A 24,541-nucleotide genomic window follows, 5' to 3' on the forward strand; every position below is an offset into this window, starting at 1 on the left:
GCATGGCGGTAGAGCGCTCTGGAACAACGACGGAAAACAACTGTTTTGCGCACTTTTGGCAGCAGCAGGGTGAATGGGTCGAGGCGCCCAACCAGCGGCGAGGTGGCGAAAGTGGTGTACAGCGGCTGAGCGATGAAAAGGGTCAGGTGCTGTACTCCAAGCGTCAGATCGGCCATATCTACCGTAGCCTGATGCACCCGTTCGGCCGTCCGACGGTGTTACGTGAGTACGATGCAATCAACAGCTTTGAACAATTGGGTGTGCGGGTTCCGCATATCGTTTACTGCGGTGTTGAACGTGATGCCGATCACCAGTGGCGCGCCTTGCTGGTAAGTGAAGCCCTGGATGGTTTTGAAGATTCCGACAACTGGTACGCCAACGGTGCGCGCGAACGCTACAGCGAAGTCCTGCACGAGCGCATGTTGCAAGACCTGGCGCAGAACCTGGCGCGGATGCACCGGGGGCACTGGCAGCATGGTTGCCTGTACGGCAAACACATCTTTATCAAAGTCATCGGTGAAGGCGACGAGGCACGGGCCGAAGTTGCATTGCTGGACCTTGAGAAGTGCCGTCGGCGCATCAGTTGCCAACATGCAGCCGCCAAAGACCTAAAGCAATTGCGCCGCCATTCGTCATTCAATGACGCAGAATGGCGAAAGCTGCTCTATTTTTACCAGATGGCGTTTGGCAGCGTTGTCAAAGGTTTAGAGTAATGAAACTAGAAATAGCTCGAGGTTTGTTTCTCGTGGCTGCCCTTGGGGTAGCCACTGCTGCTGTGGCGGCTTGGGAAGAGCCCGGGCCTGTGGTGTTCAGCCATTGTGACAATGCGGTGCAGTGCCCTGCGCCGAAAGTGCTGAAGCCTCAGACGTCAGCCACCCCCGACCACGACTTGTTACTGTTCCTGTTTGGCATGAGTCAGGGGTTGCGCGGGCAAAACTGATACAGCCAGTAGGAGCGGGCTTGCCCCGCAATTGCGGTGTGCCAGTCACATTCCATCGTGGGGCAAGCCGGGTCGCCGCACCGCCGCTCCTACAGGAGGCGTGCTCGTCGCTGGGCTCAAGTCCTTACGGGCCAGCAAGGTGTAGACGCACGGCAGCACGAACAGGGTGAACAGGGTGCCCACCGACATCCCGGTGGCAATCACCGTTCCGATATCAAAGCGGCTGACCGCCCCGGCACCACTGGCCAGAATCAAGGGCACCATGCCAAAGACCATTGCCGCCGTGGTCATCAGCACCGGGCGCAGGCGTATCGCCGCAGCTTCTTCCACCGCTTCCCGAGCGCTCAATCCCTTCTGCAAGCGCAACTGGTTGGCGAATTCGACCACCAGAATGCCGTGCTTACTGATCAGCCCGATCAACGTCACCAGGCCCACCTGGGTGTAGATGTTCATGCTGGAGATACCGAGGAACAGCGGTATCAGCGCTCCGCAGATTGACAGTGGTACTGTCACCAGGATCACCAGCGGGTCGCGAAAGCTTTCAAACTGGGCGGCCAGCACCAGGAAGATGATCGCCAGGGCCAGCCCGAACGTCACCCACAGGGCACTGCCTTCCTGAACGAACTGGCGCGCAGCACCGGCATAGTCAAAGGCGTAGCCTTGCGGTGCTTCTTCACGGGCAATGCTGCTTACGGTGTCCAGCGCCTCGCCCATGCTGACCATGGGAAACCCCTGGATGATTGCAGCGTTGAGCTGCTGGAACTGGTTCAACTGGCGGGGCCGCGCGCGGTCACTGATGCTGATCAGCGTCGAGAGTGGCAGCATCTGCCCTTGTTGGTTTTTCACGTAGTAGTTGCTCAACCAGTCGGGGTTGTCGCGGTAGGGCCGTTCCACCTGGGCAATGACCTTGTAGCTGCGTCCGTCGATAGTGAAGCGGTTGATCTCCGCTTCGCCGAGCAGCGTTGCCAGCGTGCTGCCCAGGGCATCCATAGACACGCCCATCTGTGCCGCCTTGGCGCGGTCGATATCGACCACCACTTCGGGTTTATCGAAGGCCAGGTCGATGTCCAGGAAGGCAAATTTGCCGGTGGCCTGTGCGCGTTCCTTGACCCGTTCGGCCACTTCCAGCAGAGATTCGTAGTCGTTGGCGGTATTGATTACGAACTGAAATGGCAACCCTTCGCCGGTACCCGGCAATGAGGGCAGGTTGAAGCCGAAAATCTGCAGGCCGGCGATGCCTTCGAGCTTGCTTTGTACCAGTGGCAGCAGTTCCATCTGCGTACGCTCGCGCTCGTTCCAGGGTTTGAGCAGAAAGCCACCGATCCCCGACTGTACACCGTTGAAACCGTTGATCTGAAACGAGGAGTAGTACTCGGGGAACGCCTTGAAGATGCCCAGGAACTCATCGGTATAGGTATTCAGATAATCGAGGTTGGTCGGCTGTGGTGCGGTGGCCATCATGAAGATCACGCCCTGATCTTCATCCGGTGCCAGTTCGTTCTTGGTGAACATCAGAAACACCGGAATCAGGCACAGCACAATCACGGCGAATACCAATACCACCGGCCGGGTGTTGAGGGTGGCGTGCAGCAGCTTCTGGTAGCGCACCTTGAGGCCTTCGAACAGTTGGTCCAAGCGGTGCGCCAGGCCACTGGGGTTGGCGTCGTGGCGCAATAGCTGGGCGCACATCATCGGCGATAGGGTCAGGGCGACAATCCCGGAAATGATCACCGCACCGGCCAGCGTCAGGGCGAATTCCTTGAACAGCGCACCGGTCAGCCCTTGCAGAAAGCCGATAGGGGCATAGACCGCAGCCAGGGTAATGGTCATCGACACCACCGGCATGGCGATCTCTCGGGCGCCTTCCAGTGCTGCCTCAAAGGGTGTTTTACCTTCTTCGATATGGCGATGGATGTTTTCCACCACGACGATGGCGTCGTCGACCACCAGGCCGATCGCCAACACCATGGCCAACAAGGTCAGCAAGTTGAGCGAGTAGCCCATCAGTTGCATGAAGAACAGCACGCCGATCATCGACAGCGGAATGGTGATTACCGGGATCAACACCGAACGCAAGGCGCCGAGGAACAAGAACACCACGACAATCACGATCAACACCGCCTCGACCAGGGTCTTGACCACCTCGTCGATCGACGCCTGGATGAACAGCGTGGCGTCGTAGGCAATCGAGGCCTTGAGGTTGGGCGGTAGCTGGCCTTGCAGCTCAGGCATCAGTTTGCGCACCTCTTTGATGACCTCCAGCGGGTTGGCACCGGGCGTGGCCTTGATGCCGATGTACACCGAGGGGGTGCCGTCGAAGGAGCTGACGGTGTCGTAGTTTTCTGCGCCCATTTCCACCCGGGCCACATCACCGAGCAGCACACGGCTGTCACCGCTGGTTTTCAGCGGGATGTTGGCGAAGGCCTCAGCGGATTTCAGCTCAGTGGTGGCGTTGATGCTGGTGACGATGTATTCGCCTTTGACCTCACCAGCTGCCGAGAGGAAGTTGTAGCGGCGAACGGCATCGGTCACTTCATTGGCGCTCAGACCGTAACCGGCGAGCTTCACCGGGTCGATCCAGATGCGCATGGCAAACAGCTGATTGCCGAGAATTTCCGCTTCAGCCATACCGGGCAGGGTGGCCAGCTTGGGCTGGATGACCCGGGACAGGTAGTCGGTAATCTGCGGGTTGCTCAGTTCACTGCTGAAGAAACTGATGTACATCAGCGCCGACGCATCGGCGGCTTCCTTGCTCAGCACCGGGTCTTCGGCGTCCTGCGGCAGTTTGTTTTTCACCTCGTTGGCCTTGGCTAGCAACTCGGTGAACAAGCGGTCGCTGTCGGCACCGATGCGGGCGTAAATGGAAATCACCGAGAAGTTCTGACGACTCACCGAGGTCATGTAGTCGATGCCCTCGGCGCTGGCCAGGCTTTGCTGCATCGGCTGGGTGATGTAGCCCTGAATGGTTTCGGCGTTGGCCCCGGGGTAGGCGGTGGTTACCGTGATCAGGGCGTTTTCCATCTGCGGATACTGGCGGATGGGCAGTTTGCTCCACGCCTGGAATCCCAGCAGCACGATCAACAGGCTGACAACGCTTGCCAGCACCGGCCGGCGGATGAACGGATCGGTAAAAGCCATGATGCGTCCTCGGTCAGTTGGCGCGTGACTGCTGGTTGTTCGATGGGGGCAGGGTTTTATCCGGAGTGATAGTGACTGACGCGCCCTGGGTCAGTTTCAACTGACCGGCAGTGACCACTTGTTCACCTGCTTGCAAACCTTTGTGGATCACCACCAAGCCATCACGGCGCTCACCTGTCTCGACAAACCGGCGTTCAGCGATCAGTTGCGGTTGGCCTTCGGCGTTTTTCTGCACCTGCCCGTCTTCAGTCTTTTTCGCTGCGACCACGTACACCGAATTGCCGTAGAGGGTATAGGTCACGGCACTCTCCGGTACCACCACCTGTGGCTTGGGATCAGGCAGTAACACCTGCAAACTGCTGAACATGCCCGGCAATAGCTTGCCTTCGGGGTTGGCCAAGGTGGCACGTACGCGCACGTTGCGGGTACTGTCTTCGACTTTGGGGTTGATGGCGCTGATGGTGCCGGGGAAGGTCTGTTGCGGATACGCCGCCACGCTGACCAGCACTTGCTGACCGATACTCAGCTTGGGGATCGCTTGTTCGGCGACAAAGAAGTCCACATACAGGCTGCTCAGATCCTGCAGGGTCGCGATGACCGTGCCGCTGGCCAGATAGTCGCCGATATCGACCTGACGAATGCCGATGGTGCCGCTGAAGGGGGCACTGATGCTTTTCTTGGCCAGGGCCGCCTTGAGCTGATCGACCACCGCCTTGCTGCGCTTGTATTGAGCGTTCAGGCGGTCGTACTCGCCGCGTGAAATAGCTTGGCTGCCGACCAGTTGGCTGCCGCGATTGAAGTCCACTTGAGCCAGGCCCAGGTCAGCCATCGCGGTGCCCAAAAGGGCGGTCTCGACATCGCTGTCCAGTTGCAGCAGCGGTTGGCCTTTGCTGACTTTCTGCCCGGACTCGAATTGCAAGGCTTTGACCGTGCCAGACGTTTCCAGGCTCAGGTCGACACCTTGGAAGGCCGTGAGACTGCCCACGGCGGGCAGGCGATTTTGCCAGGCGCGCTCGCTGGATTCGGTCGCCGCCACGCTGATAGGTGGTTTGGGGGCCGAAAACATCTGCACTTGCTGATAAATGGAGAATGCTTTGTAGCCCCCCAGTATCAACACGAGCAGCACAACAACACCTAACATGATCAGCATGCGGCGGCGCAGCATAGTCCAGTTCCTTGGATACGAATTATTGTTCGACTGGCACGACCACGGGCGATCCTGCCCACGTGCGCTGTAGCCGAATATTACTCGTTTGACAGGGTCAGGGAACCCTGTGTTCCTTGGTATTTTCTATGTAGGAGCGGGCTTGCCCCGCGATACCAGGTGACTGACAGACCGCTATCGCGGAGCAAGCCCGCTCCCACCGAATGGATTGGCTTAATTCTCAGGTCAAGTGCAGGTGGTTGTCCCAAAGCCCGGAAGGCAACTGCAGTGGCTGGCCGATCAACTCGGCCTTGCGGCAATCGTACAGCCGGCACCGGCCCTGACCGGAGGTGACGACAAAACCATCGGCCACCGCACCCACTCCAGCGCAATCGGGCATTGGCGCGTCCACACGTACTTGCGCAGTGTCCAGGTCCCAGATAAACAGACGATTGGCGCGTGGCGCAGTCAGTGCGACCAGGCGCAATTCGTTATGAATGGCCACGCTTGCGGTGTAGTTGGCCATCGACTGCAACTGCTGCTCGGGTACCGGGAATGCCTGGAAGGCTTGTCCAGGCCGCTTGATCGCCAACAGCTCGGCAGTTTCATCACCGCTCCCCATGAACTGTTGCCCAGCGACGATAGTGCCGTCGCTGGCAATCGCCAGGTGACGCACACTGTTCATTTGCTGCGCCAGCACTTCCGTGCTGATCAGCGTGCCGTCGCGTTGCATCAACACCAGGCTCGGTTGCATGGCGTCGAGGTTCATTTCTACCCGGCTTTCAGCTTCGGTACGAATCCCGCCGTTGGCTACCACCAGGGTTTCGCCATCGGGCATCCACGACACCTGATGCGGGCCAATGCCGTGGGTGGAAATTTCGCCGCTGTGGGTCAGGCGCTCACCGTCGAAGCGATATACCCCCAGCACGCCACGACCGGGATCGGTGGTGTCGTTCTCGGTAGCGTACAGCCACTCACCACTTTTATGGATCACCGCATGCCCATAGAAATGCCGGTTCGGCTGGGAGACGAGGGTCTGGATCAGGCGCCCGTCGCGCAGGTCGATCAGGTAGCTTTCGGTGCCAGGTCGGCGAGCGACGAACAGGGCTATCGGCTGCTCTGGGTGGTTGATGATGTCATGGCAACGCTGGGCCACTTCGGTAGCGAACACTTGCGTGCCGTCCAGGCGATAGCCGACGGCATAGTGTTTACCGTCGCTGTCGTCCCGCGCCGACAGCAGCAGCGGGCTGGCGTTTTTGCCACGAAACAGCGTCCAGCCACCCAAGGTGAGGGCGCTGAGCAGAACGCTACCGAGTTTGAGAGCCTGGCGTCGCAACATGATCAGTCACCATCGTTGGCATTGAAGCCCAGCTGAATGCCTAGCGCCTTGGCCAGCTCGCCTTCGTGCAGGCGGTGAACAACGTTGAGGCTGTCGTAGATGTCGTTCAGGCGTTGGCGGCCTGCTTCGTCGTCCAGCAGTTCGCTCAGCGGCTTGTCATTACCGTTCAGCAGCTTGATTGCGTTGGCGTAGGCAGCGTCGATCTTGTCGGCCAGGGCTTTCTGATCGTTGCCCAGTAGGCCACGCAGGCCTTGGTTATCGACACCCCCCCACACGGCTTGTGCGGCTGTCAGGCTGGCCTCCAGGCTCTTGAGCGAGGACTGACTACGCCAGGCTTCAGCCTGCAGCGGCTGCGGGATGCCTTTGCTCAGGCGTCCCATCGGCGCGCCGAGCTTCTTTTTCAGGGTATCGAGGGCGGTCACCTGGGCACGCAGCAGATCGGCGATCGCTTCGTGAGAGTCGGCATAGCGCTGGTTGGGGAACTTGGTCAGTTGCGCCAGCATGCCGTCGGTGCTGTTCCAGCCTTTGAGGATGTCTTCGGCCAGGGCTTTCTGGTGCTCGCCGATGGCCACCAGCAGCGGGCAGTAGCGGGCCTTTTGTTCGGCGCTGGCAACATCTGGCTTGCTGTCGAAAAGAATGTACTCGTAGGCAGACAGGCCACGCACCACGACGCTGGATTTGCCCAGGCTGGCGGCATCGATTGGCTTGTCGCCGTTGACCAATTGCTCAACCTGACGGCCTACCAGGTTCTTCTTGTCTGGCCAGAACTGTACTTGCCAGGCGCGGTTGCCTTCAGCCAGCGGGCCGATCAACAGCGGTTGCAGCTCGGCCCAGGCCTTTTGCGCGTGCAGGAAGTCGGCCCGGGCAGTGGCCAGGTCAGCCTTGCCTTCACAGTAGGCCAGTGCGCTGACGGCCAGTTGGCGGTCGGCTTCAACCCAGCGGCTGTAGGTCGGCAGGATCACCTGCTTGGCGATGGCTGCGGAAGTTACCGCTTGTGGATCTTGTGGCGAACAGGCGCCCAGGGCGAGGGCGGCAAGGCTGGTGAACAACAGTTTGGGTCGGAACATGCCCGGCTCCTCTCTTTTAAAGTGAATTCAGGAATGCCAACAACGCGGCGCGTTGCTCGGCATTGAAACTCAAGACGTGTTGCTTGGCCGCTTCTGCTTCGCCACCGTGCCAAAGTACGGCTTCAAGCAGGGTGCGGGCGCGGCCATCGTGAAGAAATCCGGCCTGGGCGTTGACCGTCTGGGTCAGGCCGATGCCCCACAGCGGCGGGGTGCGCCAGTCCTGACCGCTGGCTTTGAACTCGGTCCGGTTATCTGCCAGGCCAGGGCCCATGTCGTGCAACAGCAGGTCGCTGTAAGGACGGATCAACTGATTGGCCAGTTCGGGTTCGGCAGCATTGGCCGCAGTGGTGAAGCTTGGGGTATGGCAGCTTTGGCAGCCAGCCTGGTGAAACAAGTTCTTGCCGGCCAGCACTTGCGGTGAATCGACATCCTGACGGATCGGAACCGCCAGGTTACGGGTGTAGAACAACACGATACGGGCAATGTTGTCGCTGACTTCCTGCTCGCCGTTGGCGCCGTTGCCGTTGGGGGCCTGCAGGCAACCGACCTGTGCTGGGGTGCAGTCGTCTACCGGGCGCAGGCTGGAGGTCAGGCCCATGTCGCCGGAAAACGCGTGTACGTTCTGCTGGTGGATATTCGGTTGCCCGGCTTTCCAGCCGAAGCGCCCGATGACCGTTTTACCCAATGCATCGTCCCAAACCTGGTTGGCGCGGCCGCGCACGCCATCACCGTTGCTGTCGTGCGGGTCGGCATTGGCCAGCAGCGCCTCCTCGGGGATAGCCTCAAGCAGCCCCAGACCGATCATCGGTGGTGCCACGCGGGCGGAAAAGCGGGTGTCCGGGTGCATCGGGCCATAGCCCAACTGGCTGATCTGCAGTTGGGGTTTGCGCAGTTCGACGCTACTGCCGTCTTTGAAGGTGACAGTGAGCGGCGTGTAGTCAACGCGTACCTTGCCTTCAGGGGGCACGCCGGGAATGGCCATGTCCTGGAACTGGCCACCATAGACCGGCTCGGGAACCACACCCAGCTGCTCGATGACCTTGGCGTACTGTGGCTGATCGGGGATCGACAGGCGCACCAGCATCGACACCGCATTCTGTGCGCTGGGGCCGGGCGGATGGCCACGACCATCTTTGATATGGCAGTTCTGGCAGGCGTTGCTGTTGAACAGCGGGCCCAGGCCGTCACGCGCGGTGGTGGTCGATGGCGCGATTACCCATGGGCTGCGAAAAAAGCTGTTACCAACGCTGAAGTCCAGGCGCCGGCTGGGCGCAAGGTTGGCCGAAGGCATGGAGTAGGCGTTCTGATCACGCTTGTTTACGGTGGTTTGCCCACCGGCCAAGGCTTCACCCGGCTCAGCCTGGGTAAACCGAGGGGCGTCGTCACAGGCGGCCAGGGTGAAGGCCAGCAACAGCGGGCTGAGACGGAGCAGCAACGAAGACATCAAGAATCCTGAGCTTGAGCAAAAAACCGGCGTGCAAGCTTAGCAGGCTCAGGATTCTGGAATAAGAGGGATTTGCGTTCGCTAGATGAAATCGTCGCTAAACCCCGCTTGAACTAGACCATGGTCACTTCGAATTCTCGCTTGACCAGATTGATGATCAGGTTCTTGTTGCCACCATCACGGTTATTGCCGGGTAGCTCTTCGGTTGAGCCTTTGTAGTCCATGGCGCTACCTGTGATGTATTTGACGGCGTCTTTATGAGCCGGCAGCCAATAGTCTTGGAATAGCCAGATTTTGGTTTCCGAGCGGGGGCCGAGAATCAGTTGCAGGGCCTTGTAGTTTTCTTCAACTTTGCCAATCCAGGGGACCGCCATCGAACCATTCCAGGCACTTTGGGCGCCAATTGCGAACATGTAGCTGGAGTTCTCGCCGTTGATCAGTGTCAGGGTGTAGGGGGTGTTGTTGGCAATCGACTTGATATAGGTAACGCTAGCCATGGTGTTCTTCCTTGAAAGGTGGGTTAGGTGTTCAGATGAGGTCTGACCAGAGGCACCGGGTCGCTCATGTAGACATACACGGCCTGCAGCGAGATCTCATTGAACGGCGGCTCCAGTTCTGAGGGTTTGAAGCGGCCACGCAAGGTAATACCTTGTTCGCTCGAAACAGCTTCGAATGTTCTTCGGTCAAATTCATTGGGGTCGTAGAGGTAAATCGTCCCCGGGAGTGTCAGCACCCGGCACATCTCTTTGGCCGTGCCGGTAGTGATAGGCGCCCCCATCAGGGTGATGTGTGGCACTGACCGGTCATCCACGGGAAACACTGGGTTCTCGTATTCCGTCACAGGTAGTAAATGGGGAATCGGTTGGCCTGTGTGAGGTCCATTGGAAATGTGTTGGCCAACCTTGTTGAGGTTGTAGGCGTGGGTGAACCCGGTGGTCACTGCGGGATTGTTTGTAGCGTCTACGATTCGGCCTTCACCCCATACATCCAGTATCTGTTGCATTGGTCTTCCTGCTTCCGCTTTGGGGAGGTATCAGGATGACCAATGGCGGGCGCGGCGTTCAGCAGGTAGGGTTTCTTCGGGTGGTGCACTGAAAATACCGGCTATAGGAGCGGGCCCTAAGGCTCTTTGACACAGTGAGTTACCTCGACAGCGGGCTACTGTTGAGCCCTTTGTTTTAAGTTTTGTCACTGGTGAAAACCAGACCATGTACTGGAAGCGTGCCGAAACGCTGGGCCAGGCTTACAAGAATGTCGTTGAACTCATGCAGGATCCGCCGTGCATCGTCCGCGCGCTGTACCAGCGCCGAAGCTATGGGGGGTAACTGAATTTCGACAAAGGCGACGTTCGGCGTTGCGTAATAGTTGGCAGCCCGTTGCGTCACCATGACTAAACCTTGCCGGGCGCTGACGGCTGCTAGCGCTTCTCGAATAGTTCTGACCTGCGGGCCATCAGCGATTGGTTTTCCCTGAGGGGTGTACCTTGGGAAGTGGAAGTCTTCCCACTCCTGGCTGACGGAGCCAGGGACGAGTCTTACCACTTTTTCGTCAGCCAAGCGCTCAGGATCAATCGGCCCGTTACCAACAAAAACGTGATCTTGAGGCACGCAGAGCATACGTTGATCTTGCATGATGACCGGGCCACGAGTGAGTCCTTCTTTGCCCAAGGGCAGGCGGCAAAAAGCGGCATCGACGGTGCCATCGACAATGGCTGCAAATTGGGTGACATAAGTAAGTTCGACAAACTGCAGCTCGACTTGCGGATACCGTTCAGCGAACTCGGCCACCAGCGGGCGATACAGTTCATAAAAGCCACCGCCGAGAAAGCCGATAACCAAGCGGCGGGTTCTGCCTGAAGCCTGACTTTTGCATTCTTCGAAGGTGGACTTCAAGGTAACGAACGCAGGCCCAGCGCCTCTTAGCAGCGTTTCGCCCAATAGGGTCAGCGATACCCTGCGGCTGGTGCGTTCAAATAAAGGTCCGCCAATTGAGCGTTCCAGTGCTTTGATCGACTCCGAAACCGAAGACTGCCCCATGTGTAGCTTTTCAGCTGCGCGGCCAAAGTGCAGCTCTTTGGCCACTGATAAAAAACACTCCAGTTGACGCAACTCCATCGAGGATCTCCGCTGAGCAGGCATGAAACGCCGATACATTGTTCGTCAGCGTGGCTGTCTAATCAATCGGAATTAGCGATCGATCGGAGGCGTAATCATCCTTGTTCGAGGTAATACCGGTTCATACACTTTTTGGCATCGCTTACTGTCCAGACGAGATCAAGATGAGCCAAGCCAATCAAATGAAAGTGGAGCTCCATGGTACGGCCCAGGCTGTGGAGTTTGGCGTTGAAGGGGAGAAGGTGCGGGCCACGTTTTATCTGCCCCAGGGTCGTACGGAGCAACTGCCGGTGGTGGTACTCGCCCACGGCTGGTCGATGGTCGCCGGTGGCGACCTTGAAGATTATGCGGCAACTCTGGTCAATCAGGGGTTCGCTGCACTGACCTTTGATTTTCGAAACTTGGGCAAGAGCCAGGGGGAGCCCCGACAGGAAATTGATCCACAGCGCCAGATCGAAGATTTTCGCAATGCGATTTCTTATGTGCGTTCGCGCCCGGAAGTCGATCGGGAACGCGTCGGCATCTGGGGCACCAGTTACAGCGGTGGCCATGCTTTGGTCGTCGCAGCAATTGATAAACGGGTCAAGTGCGTGGTCAGCCAGGTGCCGACCATCGATGGATACAAGGCCGCTCAGCGGCGGGTGCGATTCGATCAATGGCAGGTCCAACAGGCGCGTTTCGAGGCTGACCGTGAAGCGCGCTTCGCGGGGGACGAACCCGTGCGCATCGCGCTGATCGATGCAGACCCTGGAGCGCCTGTCGCCTATCCGGGCATCGACTCTTTTGAGTACATGAGTGGAGAAAGTCGGCGCTGCCCTACCTGGGTCAATGCGGTCACGCTGCGCTCTCTGGAACTGGCGCGGGCTTACTTTCCCGGTGCGTTCATCCGGCGGATTGCACCGACCCCGTTATTGATGATTGTTGCCGCCGATGATGGGTTGACCCCGGCAGACCTACAGCAAGATGCATTCAATGAAGCCCATCAGCCCAAGCAAATGATTGTGCTACGGGGCGGGCACTACTCGGTATACACCGAACACTTTTCCGTCACCAGCCAGGCCGCTGCAAGGTGGTTCATGGAACACCTGGGCTAAGCCATTCAATTTCTTATTCACCTCACTAAAAAATAAAAACAATGACCTTAGACATTCATGACCGCCAGCATCGGCTGGCCTCATTGCGCGCGGTGGCTGTCGGGAACGCACTGGAATGGTTCGACTGGACCTTGTACGGAACCTTCTCGGTTTATCTCTCGCTGAACTTGTTCGATTCCACCGACCCTACGTCAGCGTTGCTGGCGACCCTGGGCGTTTTCGCCGGCGGCTTCTTGGCCAGGCCTTTGGGAGGCTGGTTATTCGGGCATATCGGTGATCGGCATGGCCGCAAGTTCACCTTGTTGCTGACCATGTGCCTGCTGGCTTTAACAAGTCTGGCGATTGCACTGATCCCCAGTTACGAAAGCATTGGTGTGTATGCATCGGTGTGCTTGTTCGTTTGCCGCTTGGTTCAGGGCTTGGCGCACGGTGGTGAGTCGGGGGTGGCGTACACCTACGTTGCAGAAATAGCCCCAGCGAACCGACGTGGGCTTTGGTCCAGTTCGGTTTTCGTCAGCGTCACGTTTGGTGTCATCAGCGCCACGGCGTTGGCTGGCCTGCTCAGCGCACTCTTGGGTGATGCTGCAATGCAAGCGTGGGGCTGGCGCGTGGGGTTCGGCATAGGGGCGCTACTGGGCGTGTACGCGTTGTTCCTGCGCCGCAGTGCTACCGAAACCGAAGTGTTCAAGCACCAAGCACCCACGCTGCACTGCGGCGAACAAAAACCGCCGGTCAGTGGCCGGCAAGCGGCACTCATCATACGCAACATCGTGATGATCGCTGCCGCTTCCAATGCCACTTACTACACCTGGGTCACCTTTGCGCCGGCCACAGCCATTGCAACCCAAGGCATGGATGCTACCGGTGCTTACCTGGCCAGTTTGTTTGCACAATTGCTGTGCATGCTCTGGTTGCCGGTGTGCGGAATGTTGTCCGACCGATACGGTCGTCGACCCATGGTCATGGCGTTTGGGCTCGGTGTAGCGCTGGTGGTTATCCCTGTGTCGATGCTCGTCACCGAGCAACCCTGGACACTGTTTGTCGCCCAGTGCATCGGGCTCTCGGTTTGGGCGTTGCTTGCCGCGATCTTCCCGGCAGTTCTGGCAGAACAAGTACCGACCCAGGTAAGGGCAATGGGCGTAGGGCTGGTGTCATCGCTCTCTGTGGCGATCTTCGGCGGTACTGCTCCCTATCTCAACACCTGGCTCTCAAGCCATGACTTGGGTTGGGTCTACAGCGTGTATGTCATGTCCCTTGGGCTGATGGCATTCGCTGCCGGCTACATCATCAAGGAAACCGCGAGGATGGATCTCAATGACATCCCATTGCCGGGCCAGGATCACACTGTTTCCAAAATGAGCGAACAAACTGCATGAACACCGAGACAGCTACATATAACGACCTGAAGGACAAGATCGCTGTGGTGACAGGGGCTGGCGGCGGAATTGGCCAGGCCACCGTACGGGCGCTGTGTGCCAATGGGGTCAAGGTCATTGCTACGGACCTGGACATTGAGGCAATCGCGTTGGCATTTGCCGGTCTGGATGTCGAATGTGAACACTTGAACGTGACGGATGTAGAGGCCATTCGTGGGTTGGTTGAACGGATCGAGGCCCGTCACGCAGGCATCGATATTTGGGTCAACAACGCGGGCATGTTAGCGCGTAGCAGCGCACTCGAGCTGAGCACTGGCGACTGGCAACGCACCCTGGATGTGAATCTCAAAGGGGCATTCTTTGGCGCGCAAGCGGCTGCGGCTTGCATGCTCAAGCGCGGTTCGGGAGCCATCGTCAACCTTTCCAGCTACGCCGGCATCAAGGCACGTCCCAACTGTGCCGACTATGCCTCAGCCAAAGCAGCCATTGCCCATTTGACCCAATGCCTGGCGCTGGAGTGGGGCCCGCTGGGAATCCGCGTGAATGCGATCGCTCCGGGTTATATCGAAACACCGATGAGTAGCTGGATGCACGGCGATCCTCAGGCTTATGAAAGCTATATGCAGCGCACCCCGGCACGTCGCTTGGGCCGCCCGGACGAAATCGCCTCGGCGGTGCTGTTTCTCTCTTCACAGGCTTCTTCCTACGTAATGGGTCATGTGTTGGTTGTCGACGGCGGAATTACTCATGCCTAGTACGGGAATGTCTATGAATAGCAATTATTGGTTGGGCAAGGCTGTAGTGGTTACCGGCGGTGCACGTGGTCAGGGCGCAGCAGAAGTCCTGCGCCTGCTGAAAGCGGGAGCAACGGTGTATGCAGTTGACGTGATTCCAGACGATGACCCGTTGTGGGATGCCTTGGTTACTGCAGCTCACACATCCGGCGCCACGTTGATCATTCGGGTCGCTGATGTGTCGCAGGAATCAACCTGGACGGGTCTGGCCCGAGACATTCTTGAGGCGGGGTTGCCACTGTTCGGTCTGGTGAACAATGCAGGCATTACGCTGCGCAAAAAAGTCACTGAGACCTCGGCGCAAGAGTGGGATCACCTGCTGGACATCAACCTCAAAGGAGCGTTTTTAGCGATCCGGGCGCTGGCGCCACTGATGCCGGCAGGTGCAGCCATCGTTAATATTTCCTCCGTCGCCGGTCTGATTGGCTATTTCAGTGCGGCCTATACCACCAGCAAATGGGCATTGCGAGGCCTGACACGAGCCGCCGCGCTGGAGCTTGCGGATCAGGGCATACGGGTCAACACCGTTTGCCCAGGGTTGGTTGAAACGCCGATGATCCTGCAGGCCAACGTGGTGCATAACGCCGAAAAAGCCCAATTGTTTCACCAGGGCAACGCCGATGCGACCTTGCTCTCGCGTGGTGCCGACCCGGATGAAATCGCGGCAGCGGTGGTTTTCCTCCTGGGGCCTGATGCGTCATTCATTACCGGAGCGGACCTGCCGGTCGATGGCGGGATGTCAGGTGGTGGCGTCTATTGGCGCATCGGCAAAGGAACGGGTGACCTGTGAGCAAACCCCGTATAGCACTGGTAACGGGCGCGGCCAGTGGGCTGGGCAAGGCTACGGCAGATCGATTGCGAGAGGATGGGCTGCGGGTTATCACGGTGGACATCCAGGCGTCGGTCGAGCATACGCTCGACGTAACAGACGCACAGGCAGTCGCTCGATTGGCAAGCCTCGTCGGCCCGGTCGATATTCTGATCAATAGTGCCGGTATCGCAGGCCCCAATACACCGCTGTGGGAGACTGATGACGGCGAGTGGAATCGCACACTGCAGGTCAATCTTACGGGCACCTTCAACCTGTGCAAGGCCTTCGTGCCGAGCATGCTTGCCAATGGGTGGGGGCGAATCGTCAACTTCTCCAGTATGGCGGGCAAGGAGGGCAACCCTAATCAGTGCGCGTATTCTGCCAGCAAAGCAGCGGTAATCGGGCTGACCAAGTCCCTGGGGAAGGAGTTGGCAACGAGCGGCGTGTTAGTCAATTCCATTGCACCGACCATTTTTGACACACCTATTATCGATGACATGTCCGATGCCAATTTGGCCCGATCCATGAGCAAAATCCCCATGGGACGCAAAGGGCAGCCCCGGGAAGTGGCTGAGCTTGTGGCGTGGTTGGTATCGGACCGCCTGAGCTATTCGACGGGTGCGGTATATGACATTTCAGGGGGGCGGGCAACTTACTAGCGCTGTATGAACAAACTGCACAGCGATCTGTCAGTCACACCGAATCGCGGGGCAAGCCCGCTCCTACCGGGAGTCGGTGGTCACTTCGGGCAAAGCCCTGTAAGACAGTTGTTCCCACTTGGGAAACAGGCATAAAAAATCCGATACCAGCGAGCTGGTATCGGATTTACAGGCAGGGTGTTGGCTTAACTCAGACGCGGAGCGCGGATCAGAATTCGTGATCAGCGGTATCCGGGTTGAGGTTGGCGATGCCCAGCTTGCCTGCGGCTTGCTCGATGGCGCCAGTCTGTTTGACCAGGGCGGCGATGGCGTCACGTACGATCTGGTTGCCGGCGGCGTTGTCGGCAGCAATCAGTTGGTCGTAGTGCTCACCTTTGGCCGCGTGGTCGACCATCACCTGGATTTTCGCTTCGGTGGCTTCGAGGTCGGCCTTGAGCGTGGTGTCGGTGGCCGGATCAACTTTAGCGACCAGCGACGACAGGCTTGGGCCGGTCATTTTGGTGCCGTCGGTGCGGGTGTACTCGCCCAGGTAGACGTTGCGGATGCCCTTGGCGTCGTAGAAGTGCGAGTTGTGGGTGTTGTCGCTGAAGCAATCCTGTTCGTCTTCTGGGGAGTTGGCTTCCAGGGAAACCTTCATACGCTCGCCCGCCAGTTCACCCAGCGACAGGCTGCCCATGCCGAACAGCATTTTGCGCAGGCCGTCGGTGACTGGCTCGGCTTCCAGGGTCGCGCGGTAGTTGTCGGCAACGCTCGGCTTCCAATTACCGACCATTACTTCCAGGTCATTGACCAGCAGCTGGGTCACAGCCTTCAGGTAAGCACGGCGACGCTCGTTGTGGCCGCCAGTAGCGCCTTTGCCTTCCAGGTAATCAGAGGCTGGGCGAGCGCCAGCACCTGGGCCGGTGCCGTTGAGGTCTTGGCCCCAAAGCAGGAACTCGATGGCGTGGTAGCCGGTGGCAACGTTGGCTTCGGAACCACCCAGCTCGTTGAGGCTGGCCAGTTTCTCAGGGGTGATGTCTTTGACATCGACTTTGTCTTCGCCTACCTGAATTTCGGTGTTGGCGATGATGTTGGCGGCAGCGCCAGGGTTGCCCAGGGCGTGCTCATAGCTGGCGTCGACGTAGTCGATCAGGCCTTCGTCCAACGGCCAGGCGTTCACCTGACCTTCCCAGTCGTCGATGATGGTGTTGCCGAAACGGAACACTTCGCTCTGCAGGTAAGGCACGCGCGCTGCAGTCCAGGCGGCCTTGGCAGCGTTCAGGGTTTCGTCGTTGGGAGTGGCGAGGAAGGCGTCGATGGCGGTTTGCAGGGTTTTGGCGGTGCTCAGCGAGTCGCTGTACACAGCATGGACCATGTCGGCGTAGTGCTTGACCACGGCCTTGGCGGCGGCCTCGTCGACGGCGCCTGCTGCTGGCGCTGCCGGTGCTGCTGCAGTGGCAGCCGGAGCTTGCGGAGCGGCGGCCTTGTCCTTGTCGTCGCCGCAACCGGCGAGAGAGATGGCAATGGCCAACAGACTGGCGGTGGCCAGAGGCATACGAATCATGGTGAATTCCTGCGTCGAGAGGTTGGACAGGCGTACCGGGGGTACGCAAAACTGCAACATAATGCGAAAGATTTGCATTTTGTGTAAAGAGGTAGCCACGTAAATATTCAAATGCGTGTTTCTGCCCGATTGCCCACGGCCCGCAAGGGTTAGAGGATCGAAACCTGATTGCGCTGTGCCTGTTTGAGAAAGACTGTCAGCTCCCGGGCGGGGAGGGGTTTGCTGTAGTGATAGCCCTGGCCCTCATGGCAGCCCTGGGCAATGATGTAAGCCTCTTGTTCTGCGGTCTCTACGCCTTCGGCGATCACCTGCATGCCGAGGCTCTTGCCCAGCTGGATGATGGCGCGAACGATGGTGGCATCGTCGTCGTCATCGAGCAGGTCCTGGACGAAGCTCTTGTCGATCTTGATCTTGTCCAGCGGCAGTGATTTCAGGTAGCTGAGCGAGGAGTAGCCGGTACCGAAGTCGTCAATGGCAATCATCGCGCCAGAGCGCCGCAGGCTCAGCAGGTGCTGTGCGGCAGTGCTGATGTCTTCCATCAGACCGGTTTCGGTCACTTCCAGCTCCAGGCTGCGCGGTGGCAGGCGGTAGATCTGCAGCAGGTTGTTGACCACGCGCGGCAGTTCATTGTGGTGCAGTTGCACGGTCGACAGGTTGACCGCCATGCGCAGCTCGCTGAAGCCCTGGTCGTGCCATTCACGTAATTGGCGGCAGGCCTGGTCGAGTACCCATTCGCCGATGGCAATGATGCTGCCGTTCTGTTCGGCCAGAGGGATGAACTGGTCTGGCGGAACCATGCCCAACTCCGGATGGCGCCAGCGTAGCAGAGCCTCGACGCCAACCACACGGTGGTCGCGGTAGCTGATTTGCGGTTGATAGACCAAGTGCAGTTGATTGCGTGGCAGGGCGTCGCGCAGATCTTTTTCCAGTTCGCGGCGCCGACGCATTTCGCTGTCAACGCTGGCGATATAGAACTGGTAGCGATTGCGCGAGCGCGTCTTGGCCAGGGTCATGGTCTGTTCGGCTTTTTGCAGCAGCTTTTCGGTGCTGTCGCCGTCTTCCGGGAACAGGGTGATGCCAATGGTGGCTCGCAGGCGGATTTCATGATGGTCCAGGGCGAAGGGCGCCTCCAAATCATCAAGAATGCTTTGCGCCAGTTCTGCTGCTTCGTAAGGCTGCTCAATGTCGGCTTGAACCAGAGCAAACTGGTCGCCGCCCAGACGTGCCAGGGCGCCGAGCCGACCGCTGTGCGCGCGCAAGCGGTCCGCCAGGGCCAGCAACAGTTGGTCGCCGGCCTGGTAGCTGAACTGTTCATTAATGCTTTTGAAGTCATCAAGACCAACGCACAGCACCGCGACCTGGCGCTGCAGGCGACCTGCATCAATCAGAATTTTGTCCAGTTGTTGTTGCAGTTGCTGGCGATTGGGCAGGCCAGTCAGGAAATCGTACTGCGCCATGCGCTGCAGGCTGTTCTCTGCTTCATGGCGTAAGTGGGTATTACGTTCGATCGAGGCCAATAACTGGTTGGCAGTATTGACCCATAACCCCAATTCGTTGCGTTCGTGGCCTTTGATCAGTGGCAACTGATGCTGGCTGGGGCGGTCGGGGTTAATCTGGGTGAGGTGCTCGATAATCTTTGACAGCGGCTTGGTCAGCATCCAGTGATACACCAGGTACAGCACCAGGCCCATGGCCAGCGCACGGAGTACACCGGAGACAAAAATGATGACCGAGTTAACTAGAAAGCCTGCGCCGTAAGACGCCGTGTCCAGGGTAATACTCAGGTCGCCGTAGTACTCGCTGTAGGGGCCGCGGCCAACCAGTTGGGTGGTAAAGGTACGTTCCTGGTCAAGAATCAGGTCGGTCAGCCAGCGTGTCGACGATTCCTGCAAGGGCCGGGACTTTTCGGCGAGCATGGTTTCGTTGGGATGGCCGATGGAGGCCATACGTACCGATTCGTCCTGGAACAACCCTTCCATGACCTGCATGCCCATTTCCTTGTCCAGGCTGTAGACCGCCTGGGTGGAAGGGTCGCGGAACATGTCGAGGATTCGCTGGGCGTCACTGGCCACAGCCTGACGGGTCTTGTAGGCGTCAAAGACAATCTGCGCACAACTGAGCACGACACCAACCACCAGTGCCGAGAGCAGTACGACCCTGAGCAACTTAACCGATAAGCTGTTCTTGAGTTCCAGCTTCAATGGGGTTTCCTTAATCCATGCGCATGGCATCATTTTGCCACTATTCGTGGCAATCCACTATCGGCCGATGACAGAACTTACCTCACCTTCAGGTGATGGTATTCCTGCTGTCTCTGTATCGGTTGCCCGGCCTCGCGACTTTAGAGCGGCATGCAAACTTCTCAAGATTTGATGTTAGCGCGGTATCAGTTTGGGGCAAGAGCTGGACGCTGTCGTGCAGATGAAAAAGGTTGTTCATGGATTACTGAGGGTGTGGTTTTTTGCGATTTGGGTTTGCTTGCCAGATCGCTTCGCGGGGCAAGCCCGCTCCCACCGGGATAAGCCTTTTACGAGTGCGTTAGTTCAGACGTCGGTCGGTGAAGCCACAAAAAAACCCGGACGCGCCGGGTTTTTTTATTACCACTGCTTATTAAGCGGTGAAGGTCTTGCCTTCGAACTGCTCAGCAACGAACTTCCAGTTAACCAGGTTCCAGAACGCCTCAACGTACTTAGGACGCAGGTTACGGTAGTCGATGTAGTAAGCGTGCTCCCAGACGTCGCAGGTCAGCAGCGGGGTGTCGCCGCTGGTCAGCGGGCAACCGGCACCGATGGTGCTGGCCAGAGCCAGGGAACCGTCAGCCTTTTTCACCAGCCAGCCCCAGCCGGAGCCGAAGGTGCCAACGGAAGTCTTGGTGAACTCTTCCTTGAACTTGTCGAACGAGCCGAAAGCAGCGTTGATGGCTTCAGCCAGAGCGCCAGTTGGCTGGCCACCGGCGTTTGGTGCCAGGCAGTTCCAGTAGAAAGTGTGGTTCCAGACCTGAGCGGCGTTGTTGAAGATACCGCCCGAAGAGGACTTGACGATCTCTTCCAGAGTTTTGCCTTCAAACTCGGTGCCTGGCACCAGGTTGTTCAGGTTCACGACGTAGGTGTTGTGGTGCTTGTCGTGGTGGTACTCCAAGGTTTCCTTGGAAATGTGCGGCTGCAGGGCGTCGTGTGCGTAAGGCAGCGGCGGCAATTCAAAAGCCATGGTGATTCTCCTAATCAGGTCTGTTGCGGTGAGCGCAAGGCCGATCACGGGCGGCCGGTGTGCGTCGGGGAGTTTGTACTCTTTGCGACGCAAGGGCTGGATCATAGCACCCGGCCCTGTGCTTAACCACGCAACAAGTGTACGGGAAAGAGGTTCCAGAGCCTTCGCCAGCGCCAGACGAGTGGCAATCAGCTGAAGATCAGCTGCGCGGCGACTGCAAACATCATTACCGCCACCATCAGGTCCAGCAGGCGCCAGGTGCCGGGGCGCGCCAGCCAAGGCGCCAGCCAGGCGGCACCGAGGGCAAGGGTGAAGAACCACAACAGTGAGGCGCTGGCGGCACCGGCCACATAGGCGCCAGGAACGGTTTGCTGTGCACCGAGCGAGCCGATCAGCAACACCGTGTCCAGATACACGTGGGGGTTGAGCAGGGTCACTGCCAGCGCGCTGAGCAGTACTGCACGGCGTGAGCGCAGGCCTTGGCCTTCGTTCTGTTGCAGGCTCTGCTGCGAGCAGGCGCGCAGCAAGGCTTTGCTGCCGTACCAGATCAGAAACACCGCACCGCCCCAGCGTGCTACCGCCAGCAAGGTCGGGTTCTGTGCCAGCACGGTTGCCAGGCCAAACACCCCGGCGGCAACCAGAATGGCATCGCAGATCACGCAAAGTGCGGCCACCGGCAGGTGATGCTCACGGCGCAGGCTTTGCGCCAAGACAAATGCGTTCTGGGTGCCGATCGCCATGATCAGGCCGAAGGCGACCAGCAGGCCGTTCAGGTAGCTTTGCCACATAGGGGATGCTCCACAGGCACCAACTGGGAGCTGGTGCATTTAACCAAAGAAGATGCTGGCTATTCTGGGGCGCACAGCTGTATAAGAAAAACAAATAAAGCTGATCTGGCATTAGGAAAAATAATGTTCGATTACAAACTGCTGTCGGCCCTTGCCGCGGTCATCGAGCAAGCCGGATTCGAGCGTGCAGCGCAGGTGCTGGGGCTATCGCAGTCGGCGATTTCTCAGCGCATCAAATTGCTGGAGGCGCGCGTCGGGCAGCCTGTTCTGATTCGCGCCAACCCACCCAGCCCGACGGATGTTGGCCGCCGATTACTCAACCATGTACAACAGGTGCGGCTACTGGAGCGCGACTTGCAAAGCCAGGTTCCGGCGCTGGACGAGGAGGGCATGCCAGAGCGTTTGCGCATTGCGCTGAACGCCGACAGCCTGGCGACTTGGTGGGCTGGTGCGGTCGGTGCGTTTTGCGCCGAGCAGCAGGTGCTGCTGGATATGGTGGTAGAAGACCAGGAAGTCGGCCTTAAACGCATGCGCGCCGGCGAAGTGGCCGCTTGTTTGTGTGGTAGTGAACGGCCGGTGGCCGGTGCCCGCAGTATGCTGTTGGGGGCCATGCGTTACCGCGCCCTGGCCAGCCCGGCATTCATGGCTCGATACTTTCCCCAGGGCTTCGACGCCAAGCGTTTGCCGCGTACGCCGGCACTGGTGTTTGGCCCGGATGATTTTCTTCAGCACCGCTACCTGGCGTCGCTGGGTATCGAAGACGGTTTCATGCATCACCTGTGTCCTTCTTCCGAAGGCTTTCTGCGTATGACGGAGGCAGGGCTGGGATGGGGGCTCGTGCCGGAGCTGCAGGTGCGTGAGCAACTGGCCAGCGGCTGTCTTGTAGAAATTTCGGTGGATAAGCCCATCGATGTGCCCTTGTACTGGCATCATTGGCGCAATGGCGGACAACTGCTCGGGCAATTGACCGAGCACCTGCGGCAGACCGCCCGGCAATGGCTGGTGCCGTTGTAAGGTCGGGCAGCGTCAGCAGCATCTGAAATTTGGTAAGGCGGAGTGGTACATGCGAATTCTGGTTACCGGCGCAAGCGGCTTCATTGGCGGGCGCTTTGCGCGTTTTGCCCTGGAGCAGGGCCTTGAAGTCCGGGTCAATGGCCGACGCGCCGAAGGCGTCGAGCACCTGGTGCGGCGCGGGGCGCAGTTCATCCCCGGCGACCTGGGCGACCCGGAGTTGGCCCGCCGTCTGTGCCAGGGGGTCGATGCCGTGGTGCATTGCGCGGGGGCCGTGGGTAACTGGGGGCGTTATCAGGATTTCTACCAAGGCAACGTGGTGGTCACCGAGAACGTGGTCGAAGCGTGTCTGAAAGAGCATGTACGGCGCCTGGTGCACCTGTCGTCGCCCTCTATCTACTTTAATGGCCGCTCGCAACTGAACATCCATGAAGACCAGGTACCGCGACGCTTTTACGACCACTATGGCGCCACCAAGCACCTGGCAGAGCAAAAAGTCTTCGGTGCTCAGGAGTTTGGCCTTGAAGTGCTGGCCTTGCGCCCCCGCTTTGTCACTGGTGCCGGCGACGTCAGTATTTTTCCGCGTTTGTTGCAGATGCAGCGCAAGCGCCGCTTGGCCATCATTGGTAACGGCCTGAACAAGGTCGACTTTACCAGTGTGCAGAACCTTAACGAAGCGCTGCTGAGTGCTCTGTTTGCCGATGATCAGGCATTGGGTCAGGCCTACAACATCAGCAACGGTCATCCGCTGCCAGTGTGGGATGTGGTCAATTATGTGATGCGCCAGATGCAGTTGCCGCAAGTGACGCGTTACCGCTCCTTTGGCCTGGCCTACAGCCTCGCTGCGCTCAACGAAGGCGCCTGCATGCTTTGGCCGGGGCGGCCACAGCCGACGTTGTCGCGGTTGGGTATGCAAGTGATGAGCAAGGATTTCACCCTGGATATCAACCGTGCCCGCCAGCAACTGGACTACCGGCCCACGGTCAGCCTGTGGGCCGCGCTTGATGAGTTTTGCGCCTGGTGGAAGGCGCAAGACCCGCAACAATGAACCCAGAAGCGAGATTGTGATCGACTAGTGCGCCAGGTAAGCGGTTTATACTGGTGCCCATTTGCTATTACTGCGGTTGAAGGATCTCATGCGTAACGAAGCTCAAGACAATTTCGACAATGTCCCCACCTTGCGTGTCAGTACGCGCGATGACGATGACTTTGACGAGGTACCACACATTCGTGCCGGTAGTGCGCGCAAGGCGCCTCGATCGCCGGCTACGGGGCCATTGTGGGCGCTGCTGGGGGCTTCCTTCATCGCCTTGGCAGGCCTTGGCTGGTGGAGCTTTCAGCAAGTCACGCTGATGGAGCAGCAACTGGTGGCCACTCAGGAAAGCTTTGCCCGCATCAGCGAGGAAGCTGCCGGGCGCCTGCAGGCCATCAGTGGCAAAGTCGATGCCAGTGAGTCCAGTGCATCCACCGGTAGTGAGGCGTTGAAACTGCAGATCAAACAGCTGCAATCCAGCCTGGTGGAGCAGAAACAGCTGCAGCAGGGTGTGGCAGGGCAAGCCGGGGACTTGGGTAAGCGCCTGGAGCAAGTATTGGCGCAGGCCAGCGAGCAACAAGCGGCTACTGCCAAGTTGCAGGCGGAACTGCAAGCACAGCTCAAAGCAGTAAACGACGAGCTGGCGGTGTTGAAAGCCGCTCAGGTAGACGGTGGCAAGCTCGATACACAGATCAAAAGCCTGGGTAGCGACATTGCTGCGTTGAAGAAACAGGGCAATCCGAACGCCGCCATCGAGCGTCTGGAGCAAGACCTGCTTGTATTGCGCAGCGAGCAGGACAATCGCCCGGCAGCACCGGCCGCATCCGGCGCTTCGGTGGCTGAGTTTGATGCGTTTCGCCGTCAGATGAGCCGCAGCATCAACACCCTGCAAAGCCAGGTGCAGAACCTGCAACAGCAGATCAACGCCCGGCCTTGATCAACCCCCTGTAGGAGCGGGCTTGCTGTAGGAGCGGGCTTGCCCCGCGATGCGATGTTGATTGATAAATCGCCATCGCGGGGCAAGCCCGCTCCTACAGCA

General features: G+C 58.9%; 22 protein-coding genes. 10 read left to right on the forward strand and 12 right to left on the reverse strand.

Features of this window, described 5'->3' with window-relative positions; genetic code table 11:
• Positions 1-2 precede the first annotated feature (2 nt).
• On the forward strand, positions 3-713 hold the full coding sequence (locus tag E1573_RS00710; protein ID WP_133209605.1) for a lipopolysaccharide kinase InaA family protein: 711 nt from the start codon (positions 3-5) through the stop codon (positions 711-713).
• Entirely contained in the window at positions 713-940 is a 228-nt protein-coding gene (locus E1573_RS00715; protein WP_133209607.1) for a hypothetical protein, read from the forward strand. Before E1573_RS00710 ends, E1573_RS00715 begins: the two co-directional genes overlap by 1 nt.
• Before the next feature lie 45 nt (positions 941-985).
• Here E1573_RS00715 and E1573_RS00720 read toward each other — a convergent pair whose 3' ends face one another.
• The 8 genes from E1573_RS00720 to E1573_RS00755 form a co-directional block, all read right to left on the reverse strand.
• Entirely contained in the window at positions 986-4,078 is a 3,093-nt protein-coding gene (locus tag E1573_RS00720; protein ID WP_256659443.1) for a multidrug efflux RND transporter permease subunit, read from the reverse strand.
• Positions 4,079-4,091: 13 nt separating this feature from the next.
• Complete coding sequence (locus E1573_RS00725) at positions 4,092-5,243, reverse strand: efflux RND transporter periplasmic adaptor subunit (RefSeq protein ID WP_133209609.1); 1,152 nt, start codon at positions 5,241-5,243, stop codon at positions 4,092-4,094.
• A gap of 220 nt (positions 5,244-5,463) precedes the next feature.
• Positions 5,464-6,561, reverse strand: coding sequence for a DUF1513 domain-containing protein (locus E1573_RS00730; RefSeq protein WP_133209611.1), 1,098 nt, complete (start codon positions 6,559-6,561; stop codon positions 5,464-5,466).
• 2 nt (positions 6,562-6,563) lie between these two features.
• Positions 6,564-7,628, reverse strand: a complete 1,065-nt coding sequence (locus E1573_RS00735; protein WP_133209613.1) for an imelysin family protein — start codon at positions 7,626-7,628, stop codon at positions 6,564-6,566.
• A gap of 16 nt (positions 7,629-7,644) precedes the next feature.
• Positions 7,645-9,072, reverse strand: a complete 1,428-nt coding sequence (locus E1573_RS00740; protein ID WP_133209614.1) for a di-heme oxidoredictase family protein — start codon at positions 9,070-9,072, stop codon at positions 7,645-7,647.
• A 113-nt stretch (positions 9,073-9,185) separates the two neighbouring features.
• Positions 9,186-9,569, reverse strand: coding sequence for a hypothetical protein (locus E1573_RS00745; protein ID WP_133209616.1), 384 nt, complete (start codon positions 9,567-9,569; stop codon positions 9,186-9,188).
• A gap of 23 nt (positions 9,570-9,592) precedes the next feature.
• Positions 9,593-10,075 (reverse strand): hypothetical protein, encoded by a 483-nt coding sequence (locus E1573_RS00750; protein WP_133209618.1) that lies wholly within the window; start codon positions 10,073-10,075, stop codon positions 9,593-9,595.
• 175 nt (positions 10,076-10,250) lie between these two features.
• On the reverse strand, positions 10,251-11,186 hold the full coding sequence (locus E1573_RS00755; protein WP_133209620.1) for a LysR family transcriptional regulator: 936 nt from the start codon (positions 11,184-11,186) through the stop codon (positions 10,251-10,253).
• A 164-nt stretch (positions 11,187-11,350) separates the two neighbouring features.
• On the opposite strand from E1573_RS00755, the gene E1573_RS00760 reads away from it, so the two are divergent.
• From E1573_RS00760 to E1573_RS00780, 5 genes are read left to right on the forward strand one after another with little or no spacing between them, the layout of a single operon-like run.
• A complete protein-coding gene (locus E1573_RS00760) occupies positions 11,351-12,280 on the forward strand; it encodes an alpha/beta hydrolase (protein ID WP_133209622.1) in 930 nt (309 codons plus the stop codon).
• A gap of 41 nt (positions 12,281-12,321) precedes the next feature.
• Positions 12,322-13,656: an MFS transporter gene (locus tag E1573_RS00765; protein WP_133209624.1), complete on the forward strand. Its 1,335-nt coding sequence runs from the start codon at positions 12,322-12,324 to the stop codon at positions 13,654-13,656.
• Positions 13,653-14,411 carry an SDR family NAD(P)-dependent oxidoreductase gene (locus E1573_RS00770; RefSeq protein WP_133209626.1) on the forward strand — a complete coding sequence of 253 codons (759 nt, stop codon included), beginning with the start codon at positions 13,653-13,655 and terminating at the stop codon, positions 14,409-14,411. Before E1573_RS00765 ends, E1573_RS00770 begins: the two co-directional genes overlap by 4 nt.
• Positions 14,412-14,424: 13 nt before the next feature.
• Positions 14,425-15,240, forward strand: a complete 816-nt coding sequence (locus E1573_RS00775) for an SDR family NAD(P)-dependent oxidoreductase (RefSeq protein WP_218568353.1) — start codon at positions 14,425-14,427, stop codon at positions 15,238-15,240.
• Positions 15,237-15,920, forward strand: coding sequence for an SDR family NAD(P)-dependent oxidoreductase (locus E1573_RS00780; RefSeq protein WP_133209630.1), 684 nt, complete (start codon positions 15,237-15,239; stop codon positions 15,918-15,920). Before E1573_RS00775 ends, E1573_RS00780 begins: the two co-directional genes overlap by 4 nt.
• Before the next feature lie 208 nt (positions 15,921-16,128).
• Here the strand turns inward: E1573_RS00780 and E1573_RS00785 are convergent, their stop codons facing one another.
• From E1573_RS00785 to E1573_RS00800, 4 genes are all read right to left on the reverse strand, one after another.
• Positions 16,129-17,463, reverse strand: coding sequence for an imelysin family protein (locus E1573_RS00785; RefSeq protein WP_133209632.1), 1,335 nt, complete (start codon positions 17,461-17,463; stop codon positions 16,129-16,131).
• 149 nt (positions 17,464-17,612) lie between these two features.
• Entirely contained in the window at positions 17,613-19,664 is a 2,052-nt protein-coding gene (locus E1573_RS00790; RefSeq protein ID WP_133209634.1) for a bifunctional diguanylate cyclase/phosphodiesterase, read from the reverse strand.
• 409 nt (positions 19,665-20,073) lie between these two features.
• A complete protein-coding gene (locus E1573_RS00795) occupies positions 20,074-20,670 on the reverse strand; it encodes a superoxide dismutase (protein WP_133209636.1) in 597 nt (198 codons plus the stop codon).
• 188 nt (positions 20,671-20,858) lie between these two features.
• On the reverse strand, positions 20,859-21,458 hold the full coding sequence (locus tag E1573_RS00800; RefSeq protein WP_133209638.1) for a LysE/ArgO family amino acid transporter: 600 nt from the start codon (positions 21,456-21,458) through the stop codon (positions 20,859-20,861).
• Between the two features lie 123 nt (positions 21,459-21,581).
• Here E1573_RS00800 and E1573_RS00805 point away from each other — a divergent pair, with 123 nt between their 5' ends.
• The 3 genes from E1573_RS00805 to E1573_RS00815 all read left to right on the forward strand — a co-directional run bounded on the left by E1573_RS00805 (position 21,582) and on the right by E1573_RS00815 (position 24,439).
• Positions 21,582-22,472: a LysR family transcriptional regulator ArgP gene (locus E1573_RS00805; protein ID WP_133209640.1), complete on the forward strand. Its 891-nt coding sequence runs from the start codon at positions 21,582-21,584 to the stop codon at positions 22,470-22,472.
• 49 nt (positions 22,473-22,521) lie between these two features.
• Positions 22,522-23,517 carry an NAD(P)-dependent oxidoreductase gene (locus tag E1573_RS00810; RefSeq protein WP_133209642.1) on the forward strand — a complete coding sequence of 332 codons (996 nt, stop codon included), beginning with the start codon at positions 22,522-22,524 and terminating at the stop codon, positions 23,515-23,517.
• 88 nt (positions 23,518-23,605) lie between these two features.
• Positions 23,606-24,439 carry an ATPase gene (locus E1573_RS00815; protein WP_133209644.1) on the forward strand — a complete coding sequence of 278 codons (834 nt, stop codon included), beginning with the start codon at positions 23,606-23,608 and terminating at the stop codon, positions 24,437-24,439.
• Positions 24,440-24,541: the final 102 nt, after the last annotated feature.

The organism is Pseudomonas sp. H9 (assembly GCF_004353925.1).
Lineage (GTDB): Bacteria > Pseudomonadota > Gammaproteobacteria > Pseudomonadales > Pseudomonadaceae > Aquipseudomonas.

What these genes read in the sequence shown, in the direction of transcription:
- E1573_RS00805 (WP_133209640.1), top strand. Translation starts at nt 21,582, where the DNA reads ATGTTCGATTACAAACTGCTGTCGGCCCTTGCCGCGGTCATCGAGCAA.
- E1573_RS00715 (WP_133209607.1), top strand. Translation starts at nt 713, where the DNA reads ATGAAACTAGAAATAGCTCGAGGTTTGTTTCTCGTGGCTGCCCTTGGG.
- E1573_RS00745 (WP_133209616.1), bottom strand. Translation starts at nt 9,569, where the DNA reads ATGGCTAGCGTTACCTATATCAAGTCGATTGCCAACAACACCCCCTAC.
- E1573_RS00785 (WP_133209632.1), bottom strand. Translation starts at nt 17,463, where the DNA reads ATGATTCGTATGCCTCTGGCCACCGCCAGTCTGTTGGCCATTGCCATC.
- E1573_RS00815 (WP_133209644.1), top strand. Translation starts at nt 23,606, where the DNA reads ATGCGTAACGAAGCTCAAGACAATTTCGACAATGTCCCCACCTTGCGT.
- E1573_RS00765 (WP_133209624.1), top strand. Translation starts at nt 12,322, where the DNA reads ATGACCTTAGACATTCATGACCGCCAGCATCGGCTGGCCTCATTGCGC.
- E1573_RS00760 (WP_133209622.1), top strand. Translation starts at nt 11,351, where the DNA reads ATGAGCCAAGCCAATCAAATGAAAGTGGAGCTCCATGGTACGGCCCAG.
- E1573_RS00770 (WP_133209626.1), top strand. Translation starts at nt 13,653, where the DNA reads ATGAACACCGAGACAGCTACATATAACGACCTGAAGGACAAGATCGCT.
- E1573_RS00810 (WP_133209642.1), top strand. Translation starts at nt 22,522, where the DNA reads ATGCGAATTCTGGTTACCGGCGCAAGCGGCTTCATTGGCGGGCGCTTT.
- E1573_RS00720 (WP_256659443.1), bottom strand. Translation starts at nt 4,078, where the DNA reads ATGGCTTTTACCGATCCGTTCATCCGCCGGCCGGTGCTGGCAAGCGTT.
- E1573_RS00775 (WP_218568353.1), top strand. Translation starts at nt 14,425, where the DNA reads ATGAATAGCAATTATTGGTTGGGCAAGGCTGTAGTGGTTACCGGCGGT.
- E1573_RS00740 (WP_133209614.1), bottom strand. Translation starts at nt 9,072, where the DNA reads ATGTCTTCGTTGCTGCTCCGTCTCAGCCCGCTGTTGCTGGCCTTCACC.
- E1573_RS00800 (WP_133209638.1), bottom strand. Translation starts at nt 21,458, where the DNA reads ATGTGGCAAAGCTACCTGAACGGCCTGCTGGTCGCCTTCGGCCTGATC.
- E1573_RS00735 (WP_133209613.1), bottom strand. Translation starts at nt 7,628, where the DNA reads ATGTTCCGACCCAAACTGTTGTTCACCAGCCTTGCCGCCCTCGCCCTG.
- E1573_RS00755 (WP_133209620.1), bottom strand. Translation starts at nt 11,186, where the DNA reads ATGGAGTTGCGTCAACTGGAGTGTTTTTTATCAGTGGCCAAAGAGCTG.
- E1573_RS00795 (WP_133209636.1), bottom strand. Translation starts at nt 20,670, where the DNA reads ATGGCTTTTGAATTGCCGCCGCTGCCTTACGCACACGACGCCCTGCAG.
- E1573_RS00710 (WP_133209605.1), top strand. Translation starts at nt 3, where the DNA reads ATGGCGGTAGAGCGCTCTGGAACAACGACGGAAAACAACTGTTTTGCG.
- E1573_RS00730 (WP_133209611.1), bottom strand. Translation starts at nt 6,561, where the DNA reads ATGTTGCGACGCCAGGCTCTCAAACTCGGTAGCGTTCTGCTCAGCGCC.
- E1573_RS00750 (WP_133209618.1), bottom strand. Translation starts at nt 10,075, where the DNA reads ATGCAACAGATACTGGATGTATGGGGTGAAGGCCGAATCGTAGACGCT.
- E1573_RS00725 (WP_133209609.1), bottom strand. Translation starts at nt 5,243, where the DNA reads ATGCTGCGCCGCCGCATGCTGATCATGTTAGGTGTTGTTGTGCTGCTC.